We start from the raw sequence: 15,151 nt of genomic DNA on the forward strand, positions 1-15,151 counted from the left end.
AAAACTGACATTCAAATAATCAAATAAACCAAAAGGAATCCCATGCCCAACCAAAAAGGCCAGACACCGGGGTATTGGCATTGACAATGTGCACGCTGTTGAGTTCTCAAGGACCGTACGCACCCGGCCTAGACCTTTCGGCCATCGCACCGGGGCAACTTTCCAAAGTTACCACACTCGCGGCCCTCACCTGGCCGCTAGACGCGACCGGGAGCCGGTGTGGACTTCCCATCCTAAGCACTCGACTCGGGTCAGACAAGTGACCTTCGGAGGCTTGTGATGAGGTCCCGCTTGAGGCCGGCGAGCCGACCGGCTCAGCCGCACCTTTGGGGTGACAAGTAAGTAATTTACGTGGATCGGGCGGGGTGCTCAAATCCGGCTCGCACCCCGGGCGTGTCGCGCCCTAGTTCGCCGCGAACACGCCCGCCAGGGTCTTCTTCCCACGGCGAAGCACGGCCAGCCGGCCGTCGATCAGGTGCGCGCCGATCGTGGCCTGGTCGTCGTCGATCTTGAGGTTGTTGACGTAGACGCCGCCCTGGGCGATGGCGCGACGGGACTCGGAGAGGCTGCCGGTGAGCCCCGCGTCGACGAGCAGTTGAGCGACGCTTGACGTCGGCTGCGCGTCAGCGCTGGGTAGCTCTCGCAGAGCCGCCTCGAGAGTCGCGGAGTCGAGGGCGCCGAGGTCGCCGTTGCCGAAGAGAGCCTGCGACGCGAGGATCGCCGCGTTCGCGGCATCCGCCCCGTGCACGAGCGTCGTGACCTCGAGCGCAAGCGCGCGCTGCGCCTCGCGCCGGAAGGGCTCATTCGCCACCGCCTGCTCGAGACGCTCGATCTCGGCGCGATCGAGGAAGGTGAAGATCTTGAGACGCGCGATCACATCGGCATCGTCGGTGTTGAGCCAGAACTGGTAGAACGCGTAGGGACTCGTGAGCGACTCGTCGAGCCACACCGCATTGCCTTCGCTCTTGCCGAACTTGGTGCCGTCGCTGTTCGTGATCAGCGGAGTGCCGATCGCATGCGCCGACACCCCCTCGACCCGCCGGATGAGGTCCGTCCCGCTCGTCAGGTTGCCCCACTGATCGCTACCGCCCGTCTGCAGGACGCAGCCGTGCTGCCGGTAGAGCTCGAGGAAGTCGAGACCCTGGAGGATCTGGTAGCTGAACTCGGTGTAGGAGATGCCGGCGTCGGAGTTGAGCCGGGCCGCCACTGCGTCCTTCTTCAGCATGGTGCCGACGCGATAGTGCTTGCCGATGTCACGCAGGAAGTCGATCGCGCTGAGCTGACCGAACCAGTCGAGGTTGTTCACGAGGCGCGCGGCGTTGTCGCCCTCGAAGCTCAAGAACTTCGAAACCTGCGCCTGGAGGTAGCCGACCCACTTCGCCACGGTGTCTTTGTCGTTGAGCGTGCGCTCGGCGGTGGGGCGCGGATCGCCGATGAGGCCCGTCGAGCCGCCGACCAGTCCGAGCGGGCGGTGGCCGGCGAGCTGGAGGCGCCGCAGCAGGATGAGCTGCACCAGGTTTCCAAGGTGCAGGCTGGGCGCGGTCGGGTCGAAGCCGCAGTAATACGTGATCGGGTCGCCTGCGAGGAGCTGCTTCAGCTCGTTCTCATCGGTGGAGACATGAATGAGGCCGCGCCAGACGAGCTCGTCCCAGATGGTCTCGAAGGACGGATCGTTGTGCTGCGCTGCCAGGATCTCAGGCGTTGACACGCGCTCAACGGTATCAGCGGGCGGACGCCGGGATTCCAGGATTCACCTAGAGGCGACAGTGGTTAAGGGTCTAGGCTTTATTTGACCGTAATTAGGTGTAGAGGCTTAAGGAGGCGGATGTTCGTCATCACAGCGGACCAGATCGACTCTCGCACCGGCGACGACCTCGCGGGAGCCGAACGAGACCGGATCCAGTCGAGCTACGGCGCACGGCTCGCGCTTCCGGTCGACCGCACCGCGGGCGATGAGTTGCAGGCGCTGACGGCGGATGCGGAGACGGCGCTCGCGCTGGCGCTCGAGCTGACCCGCACACGGGCCTTTCACGTCGGCATCGGGATCGGGCCCGTGCGGTCGCCGCTGCCGGAGTCCACACGTGAGGCCAGCGGGCCCGCGTTCTTCGCGGCGCGGGATGCCGCGACGAGGGCGAAGCGGGCAGACATCCGACTCGCCATCCAGACCCAGCGCGAGGCGAACGGGGACAGCGCGCGCGCGGACGAAGCCGAGGCCCTGCTCGCTCTGCTGCTGATCGTTCGCGAGCGCCGATCGGAGGCCGGATGGGAGCTGTTCGATCTGATCGTCGAAGGGCACACCCAGGCCGAGGCCGCCGCACGGCTCGGAATCTCGGCGCCCGCCGCGAGCGCGCGCGCCAAGGCCGCGCACGTGAAGGCGGAGCTCGCGGCGATCCCTGCGCTCACTAGGCTCTTGGAGCAGACCGACCTCATGACGAGACAGGAGCCGTGAGCCGTGAGCTACGCCGGACCGGGACTCATTCTGACCGTGCTCTTCTGGGCTGTACTGACGCTCGTCGTCGCCGGCGGAGTGGTCTTCTCGGTGCTCGCCGTCAAGGGCGGCCGATGGCCGGTGATCGCCGCGGCTGCGTTCCTGCTGGTGGCCGTGGTGATGGTCGGGCTGCCACACCCGCAGGGGCCGGCGCTGCTCGGCGCGCTGGTCGCGCTCGGCGCCGTCGCGATCTCTGCCTTCGGCGGCTCGCCTGCGGTGCGCACCGTGCTGTCGCTCGCGACACGGCAGGTGGTCGAAGGCGAGGCCGGCGGCATCCTGGTGGCACCGCGCGACGCCGTCGATGGTGAGCCCAAGCGCGAGGTGCTGCGAGGCGGCCTGACGATCGGCATCCTCGAGCGGATCGCGACGACGGCGTCGATCCTGGCCGGAGTCCCCGAGGCGATCGCCGTCGTGATCGCGGTCAAGGGCGTCGGCCGGTTCAGCGAGCTCGGGGCGTCAGAAGCGCAGGAGCGCTTCATCATCGGGACGTTCGTCAGCTTGGGTTGGGCCGCGGTGTGCGGGGCGCTCGCGCACCTCGCCTGGTAGCCGGACGATAGACCGAAACGGTCGGGTCACCGGCGATCCAGAACCGCCACGGGAACGCCTCTCCCCCGCCCTCTCCCGAGACGCCGACGCGCGGGCCGGTCAGGTGCGCCGACGGATGCGTCTCGAGTTCGATGGCGAACGGAGGCGCGAGCAGGTCGGCGCCGTTCTCATCGAGGCGGATTCCGGCTGCGACGGTGAGGCGCGCCGGCCCACGGGCGAGGTCGCGTGGCGGAACGGAGCCACGGCGGAGCTGTGCGAGCGGCGCGCCGTCGACGACCTCTGCGGCGCGCAGCAGCACCGCAGAGGCGCTGCCCGGGGGTGAGCACACGATGTTCGCGCACGCGTGCATGCCGTAGGTGAAATACACGTAGACGTAGCCCGGGTCATCGAACATCACACCGTTGCGGCGCGTGCGGCCGCGGAACGCGTGGGAGCCGGGGTCGGCGCCGTCACCGAGGTACGCCTCGACCTCGGTGATGCGCAGGACCACGGCCCCGGCATCCGTCTCATGCGTCAGCCGAGCCCCGAGCAGCAGCGGCGCGATCTCGGTAGCCGGCCGCGCGAAGAAATCGCGGTCGGGGGTGAAGAGGCCGCCCTCTGCCACGTCAGAAGAGGTGGCCGCCGACGGCGTAGGTCACGATGATCCCGGCCACGATGATCGCGACGGCGACGCCGAGGATCGCGTACCAGAGCCAGGGCGCCATCGCCTTCTTCGGGCGCGGGGTGCTGTCGAGCCGGAAGCGGGCCATCACAGCGCCTCCTGCGTCGCGCCGATACGCGCGGTGACCTGGCGCACGCGCTCGGCGAGCAGGGCGCGCTGCTCGGCGACACGAGCCGGGGCCGTGCCGGCGATACCGTCGCGGCTGCCCACCGAGCCCTCGATCGTCAGCACCTGGCGCACCTCGGGGGTGAGGTGCGGCGAGATCGCGGCGAGCGAGTCGTCGTCGACCTCTTCGAGGCCGATGCCGCGGGATTCCGCGAACGAGACGAGCGAGCCCGTGATCTCGTGGGCGTCGCGGAAGGGGACGTGCTGCTTCACGAGCCACTCGGCGACGTCGGTCGCGAGCGAGTAGCCCTCGGGTGCCAGCTCGCGCATGCGGTCGGTGTGGAAGCGCAGTGTCGCCACCATGCCGGTGAAAGCGGGCAACAGGATCTCGAGCGTCTCGATGGAGTCGAAGACGGGCTCCTTGTCTTCCTGCAGGTCGCGGTTGTACGCGAGGGGCAGGCCCTTGAGCGTGGTGAGCAGGCCCGTGAGGTTGCCGATGAGGCGGCCCGACTTGCCGCGCGCCAGCTCGGCGATGTCGGGGTTCTTCTTCTGCGGCATGATCGACGAACCCGTCGAATAGGAGTCGTCGAGCGTGACGAACCCGAACTCGCGGGTGTTCCAGAGGATGATCTCTTCCGCGAGGCGGGACAGGTCGATGCCGATCTGGGCCGTCACGAACGCGAACTCGGCGACGAGGTCGCGCGACGCCGTCGCATCGATTGAGTTGGGAGCGACGGCCGCGAAGCCGAGTTCGTCGGCGATGAGTTTCGCATCGAGACCCAACGTGTTGCCGGCGAGTGCGCCGGAGCCATAGGGCGAGGAATCCGCGCGCCTGCGCCAGTCATCGAGTCGTTCGAGATCGCGCACGAGCGGCCAGCAGTGCGCCAGCAGGTGGTGCGCGAGCAGCACGGGCTGGGCGTGCTGCAGGTGGGTGCGGCCCGGCATGATGGCCGAGCCGTTCGCCTCGGCCTGAGCGGCGAGGGCGTCGATGAGGTCGACGATGAGGCGCGCCAGCTCGGCGGAGTGGTCGCGCAGCAGCATCCTGATCAGCGTCGCGATCTGGTCGTTGCGGCTGCGGCCTGCGCGCAGCTTGCCGCCGAGCTCCGCGCCCGCGATCTCGATCAGGCCGCGCTCGAGCGCCGAGTGCACGTCTTCGTCGGTCGCGGCGGGCACGAACTCGCCCGCGTCGACGCGACGCTGCAGCTCATCGATAGCGGCGATCATGCCCTCGAGCTCCGCGTCGTCGAGATACCCGGCGCGATTCAGCGCGCGGGCATGGGCGCGCGAGCCGGTGAGGTCGTAGCCCGCGAGCTGCCAGTCGAAGTGCGTCGACTTGCTGAGCCGCGCGAGCTCGGGCGACGGGCCGCCCGCGAATCGGCCGCCCCAGAGCGCGCCGGCCTCGCCCGCGCGGTTGACCTGATCAGGCATCCGTGCCCCCTTCGTTCTCGGCAAGCAGCCAGGCCAGCAGCGCCTTCTGCGCGTGCAAGCGGTTCTCGGCCTCGTCCCAGATGACCGACTGCGGGCCGTCGATGACCTCGGCCGTGACCTCGTAGCCGCGATAGGCCGGCAGGCAGTGCAGGAAGATCGCATCGGGCGCCGCCGTGGCCATCAGCTCGGCGGTGACGGTGTAGCCGGCGAAGGCGACGGCGCGGGCTTCCTTCTCGTCTTCCTGGCCCATCGAGGCCCACGTGTCGGTGACGACGACATCGGCCCCGGCGGCGCCCTCCCCCGGCTCGGCGAGAACCGAGACGCTGCCGCCCGTCGCAGCCGCGATGCGCGCCGCTTCGGCGAGGATGTCCTGCCGCGGCTGGTAGGCCGCGGGGGTGACGATGCGCACGTTCATGCCGGCGGTCGCGCCCGCGAGCAGGTACGAGTGCGCCATGTTGTTCGCGCCGTCGCCGAGGTAGCTCAGGGTGAGGCCGGCGAGAGTTCCCTTGTGCTCGCGTATCGTCAGCAGATCGGCGAGCAGCTGGCAGGGGTGGAAGTCATCGGTGAGGGCGTTGATGACCGGAACCCCGGCGTACTGCGCCATCGTCTCGAGATCGGACTGCGCGTAGGTACGCCACACGATCGCAGCGACCTGTCGGCCGATGATGCGCGCCACGTCCGGCACGGACTCGCGCGTGCCGATCTGGGCCTTCGCTCCGTCGACGAGGAACGGCGCGCCCTGCAGCTCGGTGACGCCCACCGTGAAGGAGGTCTGGGTGCGCAGCGTCGGCTTGTCCATGATGAGGGCGACGGTCTGCGGCCCGGCGAGCGGCGCCGCCGCGAACCGGTCTGCCTTGAGGCGGGCGGCGAGATCGAGGATCTCGGCCTGTTCGGCCGGGGTCACGTCGTCGTCGCGCAGGAAATGGCGGGTCACGCGGTCACCTTCCGGGTCGTGGGCTCGCTGTCGGCGGTTGTCGCGGCGACCTTCGCGAGGGCAGCGCCGAAGCGGTCGCGGAACTCACGGAGCTCGAGGTCGCCGATGATGAGCGGTGGAGCGAGGCGGATGCTGTCCGGGCCGGTCGCGTTGATGATGAGGCCCTGATCACGCGCCGCTGCGACGAGCTCGCCGCTCACCGGCTGGGCGAGCGCGATGCCGATGAGCAGGCCGCGACCGCGGGTGCCGGCGACGAGGGGTGAGCCGAGCCCGGCGATGAGCTGCTTGAGCTGCTCGCCGCGAATGCGGGCGTTCTCGACCAGGCCCGCGCGCTCGATCTCGCCGAGCACGGCGTTGGCCGCCGCCGTGGCGAGCGGGTTGCCGCCGAACGTCGTGCCGTGCTGACCGGTGTGGAACAGCTGCGACGCTGCGCCGAAGGTGACCAGGGCACCGATGGGCACACCGCCGGCCATGCCCTTGGCGAGCGTGATCGCGTCGGGGGTGATGCCCTCGTGCTGGAACCCGAACCAATCGCCGGTGCGGCCAGCGCCGGTCTGCACCTCATCGAGGATGAGGAGCGCGCCGTTCCGCTCGGTGAGTTCGCGCGCTTTGGAGAGAAAGCCTGCGGGCAACTCGATGACGCCGGCCTCGCCCTGGAGCGGCTCGATGAAGACCGCCGCGACCGACGCGTCGATCGCCGCCTCGAGCGCCTCGAAAGTCGCCGGGATGTGCTCGACGCCCGGAACCATCGGCAGGAACGGCTCGCGCATGTACGCCTTCCCGGTGAGCGCGAGCGCGCCCATCGAGCGCCCGTGGAACGCGTTCTCGAGCGCGATGATGCGCGTCCTCGAGCCGGTGCCGCGGTTGAGCCTGGCCAGCTTGAAGGCTGCTTCATTCGCCTCGGTGCCCGAGTTGGCGAAGAAGACGCGCCCTGCCTCGCCTGCGCCGGTGAGCCGCTTCAGACGCTCGGCGAGCTCGAGCTGAGGCGCGGAGGCGAACAGGTTCGAGACGTGCGCCGCGAGCGACACCTGGCGGGTGACTGCCTCGACGAGCGCGGGATGCGCGTGGCCGAGTGAGTTGACGGCGATGCCGCCGAGGAAGTCGAGGTACTTCCTGCCTTCGGCGTCCCACACCCAGGCGCCCTCACCGCGGTCGAGCAGCAGGGGCGGCGTCGAGAAGGTCGAGACGAGGTCGTGCTCGTAACGCTGCTTCCAGGGCGCGTTCGCCGCAGATGGCTGGTCGTTCACGGGGTGACCTCCGTTCCGATGCCCTGCTGGGTGAAGATCTCGAGCAGGATCGAGTGCGGGATGCGGCCGTCGATGATCGCGGCCTTGGGGACTCCCCCGTCGACGGCGTCGAGGCATGCCGACATCTTGGGGATCATGCCGGACTCGAGGCCTGGCAGCAGTTCGCGCAGTTCGTCGGCGGGGATGCTCGTGAGCATCGACGAGCGATCCGGCCAGTCGCGATACAGGCCGGCGACATCGGTGAGGACGACCAGCTTCTCGGCGCCGAGCGCGACGGCGAGAGCCGCAGCCGCGGCATCCGCGTTCACATTCAACGATTGCCCGGGAACGTCCGCGTCGGGCGCGACCGAGGAGACGATCGGGATGCGCCCCGCGTCGAGCTGCGTGAGGATCGCCTCGGGGTCGACCGCGACGACGTCGCCGACGAGGCCGAGGTCGACCTCGACGCCGTCGACGATCGCGCCGCGCTTCCGGCCCGTGAACAGGCCGGCGTCTTCGCCGGACATGCCGAGCGAGAGCGTCGGGTTGAGGTCGTTGATCGAGCGCACGATGCCGCGGTTGATGTGGCCGGTGAGCACCATGCGCACGACCTCCATCGCCTCAGGCGTCGTCACCCGGTAGCCGCCCTTGAATTCGCTCTCGATGCCGAGCTTGTCGAGCATCGCGGAGATCTGGGGGCCGCCCCCGTGCACCACGACGGGCCGCAGGCCCACGTAGCGCAGGTAGACGAGGTCTTCGGCGAAAGTGCGCTGGAGCTCGGGGCGCACCATGGCATTGCCGCCGAACTTGATGACGACGATCTTGTCGTGGAACTTGCCGAGCCACGGCAGCGACTCGATGAGGATCGCGGTCTTGTCGAGCGCTTCCTCGCGGGCGGCGACGATCTCTGCGTCTTCCGGATCGATCGTGGTGAGGGTCTCGTCTGCCATGGTCTCAGCTCGAATACGCACTGTTCTCGTGCACGTAGTCGTGCGTGAGGTCGTTGGTCAGGATCGTCGCGGTCTCGGTGCCGACCTTCAGGTCGATGCGGATGTCGACCCGGCGAGGTGTGAGGTCGACCAGATCGCGCGGCTGGTCGGGCTCACCCGCTGCGCACACGCGGATGCCGTTGAACCACACGTCGACGTCGTAGGGATCGAACTCGGCCGAAGTCGTGCCGACCGCTGCGAGCACGCGGCCCCAGTTGGGATCGTTGCCGAAGATCGCGGCCTTGAAGAGGTTGTTGCGGGCGACGGCGCGGCCCACTTCCACTGCGTCGCTCTCGCTCCTCGCGTTCTCGACGCGGATGGCGATGTCGTGGGATGCTCCCTCCGCATCGCTCTGCAGCTGCTCCGCCAGGCTCTGGCACACCTCGGTGAGCGCCGCCGTGAACTCGGCTTCGTCGGCCGTCACGCCGCTCGCACCTGAGCCGAGCAGCGCCACGGTGTCGTTGGTCGACATCGCCCCGTCGGAGTCGAGCCGGTCGAACGTGACGCGGGTCGCCGCGCGCAGCGCGCGGTCGAGCTGGGCGCTCGAGAGCTCGGCGTCGGTCGTGATCACCACGAGCATCGTCGCGAGGCCGGGGGCGAGCATGCCAGCGCCCTTCGCCATGCCGCCGACCGTCCAGCCGGCGGGTGACGTATGCACCGCCTGCTTCGCGACGGTGTCGGTCGTCATGATCGCCTCGGCCGCGGCCTGACCGCCCTCAGCCGTGCCGGCGAGTGCGGCCGCGGCATCCGTCACACCTGCCGTCACCTTGGCCAGATCGAGCTGCTCGCCGATCAGGCCGGTCGAGCACACGAGGACGTCTGCGGCGGACACGTCGAGCAGCTCTGCCACCCGCTCGGCGGTCGCGTGCGTCGTCTGGAAGCCCTGCGCCCCGGTGTAGCAGTTGGCGCCGCCCGAGTTCAGGACGATCGCCGAGACGGTGCCGTCTTTGATGACCTCTTTGCTCCACAGCACGGGGTTCGCGAGACACCGGTTGCTCGTGAACACCGTCGCTGCGTTCTGCAGCGGGCCGACGTTGCGCACGAGAGCGACGTCGCGCTTCCCTGTCGACTTCAGCCCTGCGGGGACACCCGCGGCGAGGAATCCGGCGGCGGCGGTCACGCTCACGGGGCGACTCCGTTCGTGGTCAGCGCGGTGCCCTCAGGCAGACCGAGCGCGATGTTGGCGGATTGGATCGCGGCACCGGCGGTGCCCTTGACGAGGTTGTCGACGGCGATGATGGCGACGACCTTGCCCGCCGCTTCATCGACGGTCACGCCGATGAGCGCGGTGTTCGCGCCGAGCACGTCGGCGGTGCGCGGCCAGACGCCGTCGGGCAGAAGCTGGACAAAGGCCTCGCCGTCGTAGGCGGCCTGCCATGCCTCGCGCACCTGGGCGCCGGTGACGCCCGGCTTGAGCGGCGCGGTGACAGTGGCGAGGATGCCGCGTGCCATCGGCACGAGCACCGGGGTGAACGACACCTTCGGATCGGTCGCGCCTGCGAGCTTCAGGTTCTGCACGATCTCGGGGATGTGCCGGTGGCCGCCGCCGACGCCGTAGGGATTCGCCGACCCGAGCAGCTCGCTCGCGAGGTACTGCACCTTGAGGTTCTTGCCGGCGCCCGATGGCCCGACGGCGAGCACCGCGACCACGTCTTCCTCGATGAGTCCGGCGGTGATGCCGGGGGCGATCGCCAACGAGACGGCACTCGCGTTGCATCCCGGCGCTGCGATCTTCTTCGCACCGGCGAGCCGGTCGCGCAGCTTGCCACCGTCGGCAGCGAGCTCGGGCACGCCGTAAGCCCACGGTTCGTTGAATTCGCCGCCGTAGAACTTCGCCCACGCCGCCTCATCGGTGAGGCGGTGGTCGGCGCCGCAGTCGATGACGAGCACGTCATCGGGCAGCTGGGCCGTGATGGCGCCGGATGCCCCATGCGGCAGCGCGAGGAAGACGACGTCGTGGCTCCCGAGGACCTCGGCCGTGGTCTCTTTCAGGATGAGATGAGCGTACGACCGCAGGTGCGGCTGCAGCTCGACGAGCGGTTTGCCCGCGTTCGATGAGGCGGTGACGGTCGTCACCTCGAGTTCCGGGTGGCCTGCGAGCAGCCGCAGGACCTCCCCGCCGGCGTAACCGGATGCTCCGGCGACGGCGACCGTGTACGTCATGTGGGTTCCTTGTTCTATCTGGACGGCGACGGAATCGTTGTCACGGCGACGCCTGCGTGGAACCGACAGTGGTGACGGTTACGCGAGCGCCGCCGAGATTCGGCCGGCCAGAAGACGTCGACGCAGCACGCGACGAGCGCGCTGACGCGCGACGACGGTGCGGCGGACGGAAGTCATGCGGTCAGCATATCGGTCGTCGCGGCTCACTCGCGAACCACCGCGCCGAAGCGCTCGCCCGCGAGCCGCGCACCGGCGAGCTTCGCCTCGGTCGCCTCGGCCGCGGTGAGCGTGCGGTCGTCTGCGCGGAAGCGCAACGCGAAGGTGAGGCTCTTCGCCTCCTCGGCCACCCCCTGCCCGCGATAGTCATCCACGAGGTGCGCGCGCTCGAGCAGCTCGCCGGCGCCCTCGACGACGGCGGCGAGGACCTCGCCGGCCGGAAGCTCACGGGGCACGACCAGCGACAGATCCTGCGTCGCCGCCGGGTACGACGAGATCGGCTCGATCTCGAGCTGCACCGGCGAGGCCGCGATGAGCTTGCCGAGGTCGAGCTCGAACACGGCGACCACGCGCGGCAGGTCGAGCTCGGCGGCGAGGGCCGGCAGCAGCTCGCCCGCGTACCCGACGGATTCCTCACCGGCCGGCGTCACGACGAACAGCTCGGCGGTGCGGCCCGGGTGCAGGCTCGCGTGCGAGCCCTGTCGCACCTCGACCTCGACGCCCACGGAGGCCGCCAGCGTGCGCACCGCCGCCAGCGCGTCGGCGAGGCCAGCCGGCACGGCCGCGCGGCCCGGCTGCTTGGGCGTCGCGTTGCCGAGGAAAAGGCCAGACGCGAAGCGCGGCTGGGGCGGGATGCTGTCGTTGAGCGCTGCCAAGGTGGCGTCGTCCGGCCGCGCGTTCCCGATCGGCAGGCCGTCGATGCCGTAGCGCACGCCCGCTTCGGGGCGGAACACGAGACCGAGCTCGTAGATCGCCAGGTCGGTGAGCCCGCGGGACAGGTTGCGCTGAGCGATGTCGATCAGACCAGGCAGCAGCGACGTGCGCAGGAACGGAACCCGGGCGTCAAGCGCATTGGCGAGCTTGACCGCCGGGACCGGGCCGCCGGCCGCTGAGCCGAAGGCGTTGTTCTGCGCTGCCGTGACGAACGGCATCGCGAGTACCTCGGTGAGGCCGCTGCCCGCGAGCGCCCACGCCGCCTGGCGGCGCAGCTGCTGCTCGCGCGTGAGGCCGCGGCCGGGCGGTGCGACCGGGATGACGCTCGGAATCCGGTCGTACCCGCCGACACGCGCCACCTCTTCCGCGAGCGTGGCCGCGTCGATCAGGTCGGGGCGCCAGCTCGGGGGAGTCACCGAGAAGCCGGCATCCGTCTTGGCGACGTCGGCGCCGATCGCGGTCAGCGTGCGCTCGATCTCGGCGTCGTCGTAGTCGACGCCGATCAGGCGGCTGACCGCACCGTCGGCGAGCTCGATCGGCTGCGGCGCGCGCTCGTTGTGGATGCGCGCCCCCAGCGGAACCGCATGCCCGCCGGCGAGCTGCTCGAGCAACTGCACCACGCGGGCGGCGGCTGCCTCGGCCACAGCCGGGTCGACGCCGCGCTCGAAGCGCCGCGACGCCTCGGAGGGCAGCTTGTGACGGCGGGCCGTGCGCGCGATCGACACGGGGTCGAAGTTCGCGGCCTCGACCAGCACGCGCGTCGTCGTGTCGGACATCTCGGTCTGCGCGCCACCCATGACGCCGGCGAGCCCGATCGCGCCCGAGTCGTCGGTGATCAGCAGATCCTCCGGGTCGAGCGTGCGCTCGACTCCGTCGAGGGTCGTGAGCTTCTCGCCCGGCTGAGCGCGGCGCACGGTGATGCCGCCGCGCAGCTTGTCGAGGTCATAGCCGTGAATCGGCTGACCGATCTCGAGCATCACGTAGTTCGTGATGTCGACGGGCAGCGAGATCGAGCGGACGCCTGCGAGCCGCAGTCGCGCCGCCAGCCACGGCGGCGTCGGCCGGGTCGCGTCGATGCCCTCGACCGCGCGCGCCACGAAGACCGAGGCGCCGACGTTGCCGCGCACCGGTGCGTCGTCGGAGATCGCCAGCGGGAAGCCGTCGGCTGGGGCATCCGTATCGACCTGCTCAGCCGGGTCGCGGAAGACCGCGCCGGTCGCGTGGGAATACTCGCGTGCGATTCCGCGAATCGAGAACGCGTAGCCGCGATCAGGGGTGACGTTGACCTCGACGGCGGCGTCGTCGAGACCGAGCAGCGTGATCGCGTCGGTGCCGACCTCGGGGTCGAGACCCAGGGTCGAGAGCACGAGGATGCCGGCGTGCTCGTCGTTGAGGCCGAGCTCACGGCCGGAGGCGATCATGCCGTCGCTCGTGTGACCGTAGGTCTTGCGCGCCGCGATCGGGAACGGACCGGGCAGCACCGCGCCGGGAAGCGTGACCGCGACCTTGTCGCCTGCCGCGAAGTTGTGGGCGCCGCAGACGATGCCGCGCACTCCCCCGTTCGCCTCGCCGACGTCGACCTGGCACCACCGGATGGTCTTGCCGTTGCTCTGCGGCTCTTCCACGAACTCGAGCACCTGGCCGACGACGATCGGCCCGCTCACCTCGAAGCGGTGGATCTCCTCCTCCTCAAGGCCGACCTTGACGAGCGCTGCGTGCACGTCTTCAGGGGTCGAGCCGGGGAGCAGCTCGACGTATTCGGCGAGCCAGCTGAGTGGGACGCGCATCAGACCACCATTCCGAAAGCGTGCGAGAAGCGGATGTCGCCCTCGAGGAAGTCGCGCATGTCGCTCAGGTCGTTGCGGAACTGCAGCGTGCGCTCGAGGCCCATGCCGAAGGCGAAGCCGGTGTACACCTCGGGGTCGACGCCGGCGGCGCGCAGCACATTGGCGTTGATCATGCCGCAACCGCCCCACTCGATCCACCGCGCGCCGCCCTTGGCGGACGGGTGCCAGACGTCGAGCTCGGCCGAGGGCTCGGTGAACGGGAAGTAGTTCGGCCGCAGGCGGATCTTCGCCTCTTCGCCGAACATGACGCGGGCGAAGTGCTCGAGCGTGCCGCGCAGGTGCGCCATGGTGAGGCCCTTGTCGACGGCGAGGCCCTCGATCTGGCTGAAGACCGGCAGGTGGGTCGCGTCGATCTCGTCGGTGCGGAAGACGCGACCGGGGGCGACGATGTAGACGGGCAGCTCGCGGTCGAGCAGCGAGCGGACCTGCACCGGGCTCGTGTGCGTGCGCATCACGAGGTGGCCTTCGGCCGGCTCGACGAAGAACGTGTCCTGCATGGCGCGGGCGGGGTGGTCCTCATCGAAGTTGAGCGCGTCGAAGTTGAACCACTCGTTCTCGAGTTCGGGGCCTTCCGCGATCTCCCAGCCCATGCCGATGAAGATGTCACTCACCTTCTCTTGGATGAGCGAGAGCGGATGCCTCGAGCCGACGCGGCCCGGCACCGCAAGAGCCGTGACATCGACAGCCTCTGCCGCGAGCTGGGCGCGCTCTTCTGCCGCCGAGATCTCGGCCTCCTTGGCGGCGAAGGCCTGATTGACCTGACCACGGGCGCCGCCGACCAGCTTGCCGAGCACGGCTTTCTGCTCGTTGGGCACGCTGCGCAGCTGGCCGTTCAGGCGAGCGAGCGGCGAATGCTCGCCGAGGTGCTGCGCGCGCACGTCCTTCAGGGCTGCGGAGTCGTCGGCTGCAGCGATGGCCGCGAGGGCGGCGTCGACGGCGGCGCGGACGGACTCCTCGTTGAGCTCGGGAGTGTCTGACACGATCATCAATCCTATCGGGGCCGCTCTGGGCGCCCCGACGACCGCGAGCGAGGTCAGCTGCGCTGCGCGAACGCCGATTCGTAGAGGCAGACGGACGCCGCGGTGGCGAGGTTCATCGACTCCGCGTGCCCGTACACGGGGACGGTGATGACGCGATCGACGAGCTCGAGGTCGTCGTCTTCGAGGCCGCGCGCCTCGTTGCCGAATACCCAGGCGGTCGGTGCGGCGAGCAGGTTCTCGTGCCGGGCGAGCAGAAGGTCCTCGCCCTTCACATCGGCGGCGAGCACCTGCAGGCCGGCGGAGTGGGCGCGGCTGACGACGTCTGCGAGCCCGGCCCCGACCGCGACCGGCAGATGGAAGAGGGACCCCGTGGTCGACCGCACGACCTTCGGGTTGTAGAGGTCGACCGAGCGGCCCGTGAAGATCACGGCATCCGCCCCCGCCGAGTCCGCGGCACGCACGATCGTGCCCGCATTGCCCGGGTCGCGCACCTCTTCGAGCACCGCGATCAGCTTCGGCTCTGCCGAGAAGATGTCTTTCACCGAGGTCGGGAACTGGCGCACGACGCCGACGAAGCCCTGCGGCGTGACCGTGTCGGCCATCGCGTTCAGGACTTCTTCGGTGACGAACTCGACGTCGATGCCGGCATCGGATGCTGCCCGCGCGATGTCGCCGTAGCGCTCGAGCGCCGTCGGCGTCGCATAGAGCTCGATGACCAGCTCTGGGCGGTAGGCGAGAACCTCACTCGCGGCCTGCGGGCCTTCGAGCAGAAATGCGCCCGTCTCGGCCCTGGCGGTCTTCTTCGCGAGCTTGGCGACGGCGCGAACGCGCGGAGAGCGGGGATTGTCGAGCAC

At 69.6% G+C, this 15,151-nt stretch carries 14 protein-coding genes; 2 read left to right on the forward strand and 12 right to left on the reverse strand.

Annotation, left to right across the window (positions count from 1 at the left end):
- Positions 1-403 precede the first annotated feature (403 nt).
- Positions 404-1,708 (reverse strand): tyrosine--tRNA ligase, encoded by a 1,305-nt coding sequence (tyrS, locus tag ABD736_RS12865; RefSeq protein WP_344792258.1) that lies wholly within the window; start codon positions 1,706-1,708, stop codon positions 404-406.
- Between the two features lie 117 nt (positions 1,709-1,825).
- Here tyrS and ABD736_RS12870 point away from each other — a divergent pair, with 117 nt between their 5' ends.
- Complete coding sequence (locus ABD736_RS12870; RefSeq protein WP_344792259.1) at positions 1,826-2,449, forward strand: DNA-binding protein; 624 nt, start codon at positions 1,826-1,828, stop codon at positions 2,447-2,449.
- Positions 2,450-2,452: 3 nt separating this feature from the next.
- A complete protein-coding gene (locus tag ABD736_RS12875) occupies positions 2,453-3,034 on the forward strand; it encodes a hypothetical protein (protein ID WP_344792260.1) in 582 nt (193 codons plus the stop codon).
- On the opposite strand, the gene ABD736_RS12880 is transcribed toward ABD736_RS12875, so the two are convergent.
- From ABD736_RS12880 to ABD736_RS12930, 11 genes are all read right to left on the reverse strand, one after another.
- Positions 2,982-3,638, reverse strand: coding sequence for a DNA-3-methyladenine glycosylase (locus ABD736_RS12880; RefSeq protein WP_344792261.1), 657 nt, complete (start codon positions 3,636-3,638; stop codon positions 2,982-2,984). The genes ABD736_RS12875 and ABD736_RS12880 overlap by 53 nt on opposite strands.
- Position 3,639: 1 nt before the next feature.
- Positions 3,640-3,783: a hypothetical protein gene (locus tag ABD736_RS12885; protein ID WP_344792262.1), complete on the reverse strand. Its 144-nt coding sequence runs from the start codon at positions 3,781-3,783 to the stop codon at positions 3,640-3,642.
- Positions 3,783-5,228 carry an argininosuccinate lyase gene (gene argH, locus ABD736_RS12890; protein WP_344792264.1) on the reverse strand — a complete coding sequence of 482 codons (1,446 nt, stop codon included), beginning with the start codon at positions 5,226-5,228 and terminating at the stop codon, positions 3,783-3,785. The genes ABD736_RS12885 and argH overlap by 1 nt, the downstream gene beginning before the upstream one ends.
- The gene (gene argF / locus ABD736_RS12895; protein WP_344792265.1) at positions 5,221-6,162 is read right to left on the reverse strand and encodes an ornithine carbamoyltransferase; all 942 of its coding nucleotides are present in this window, start codon (positions 6,160-6,162) and stop codon (positions 5,221-5,223) included. Before argF ends, argH begins: the two co-directional genes overlap by 8 nt.
- Positions 6,159-7,409, reverse strand: a complete 1,251-nt coding sequence (locus ABD736_RS12900; protein ID WP_344792266.1) for an acetylornithine transaminase — start codon at positions 7,407-7,409, stop codon at positions 6,159-6,161. Before ABD736_RS12900 ends, argF begins: the two co-directional genes overlap by 4 nt.
- Entirely contained in the window at positions 7,406-8,338 is a 933-nt protein-coding gene (argB, locus tag ABD736_RS12905; RefSeq protein WP_344792267.1) for an acetylglutamate kinase, read from the reverse strand. Before argB ends, ABD736_RS12900 begins: the two co-directional genes overlap by 4 nt.
- Before the next feature lie 4 nt (positions 8,339-8,342).
- Entirely contained in the window at positions 8,343-9,503 is a 1,161-nt protein-coding gene (gene argJ, locus ABD736_RS12910) for a bifunctional glutamate N-acetyltransferase/amino-acid acetyltransferase ArgJ (RefSeq protein WP_344792268.1), read from the reverse strand.
- The gene (gene argC / locus ABD736_RS12915) at positions 9,500-10,540 is read right to left on the reverse strand and encodes an N-acetyl-gamma-glutamyl-phosphate reductase (protein WP_344792269.1); all 1,041 of its coding nucleotides are present in this window, start codon (positions 10,538-10,540) and stop codon (positions 9,500-9,502) included. The genes argJ and argC overlap by 4 nt, the downstream gene beginning before the upstream one ends.
- 203 nt (positions 10,541-10,743) lie before the next feature.
- The gene (pheT, locus tag ABD736_RS12920) at positions 10,744-13,257 is read right to left on the reverse strand and encodes a phenylalanine--tRNA ligase subunit beta (protein WP_344792270.1); all 2,514 of its coding nucleotides are present in this window, start codon (positions 13,255-13,257) and stop codon (positions 10,744-10,746) included.
- Positions 13,257-14,303, reverse strand: a complete 1,047-nt coding sequence (gene pheS, locus ABD736_RS12925) for a phenylalanine--tRNA ligase subunit alpha (protein WP_425555028.1) — start codon at positions 14,301-14,303, stop codon at positions 13,257-13,259. The genes pheT and pheS overlap by 1 nt, the downstream gene beginning before the upstream one ends.
- Before the next feature lie 47 nt (positions 14,304-14,350).
- The gene (locus ABD736_RS12930) at positions 14,351-15,151 is read right to left on the reverse strand and encodes a TrmH family RNA methyltransferase (protein WP_344792272.1); all 801 of its coding nucleotides are present in this window, start codon (positions 15,149-15,151) and stop codon (positions 14,351-14,353) included.

The organism is Gryllotalpicola daejeonensis, assembly GCF_039538145.1.
GTDB lineage: Bacteria > Actinomycetota > Actinomycetes > Actinomycetales > Microbacteriaceae > Gryllotalpicola > Gryllotalpicola daejeonensis.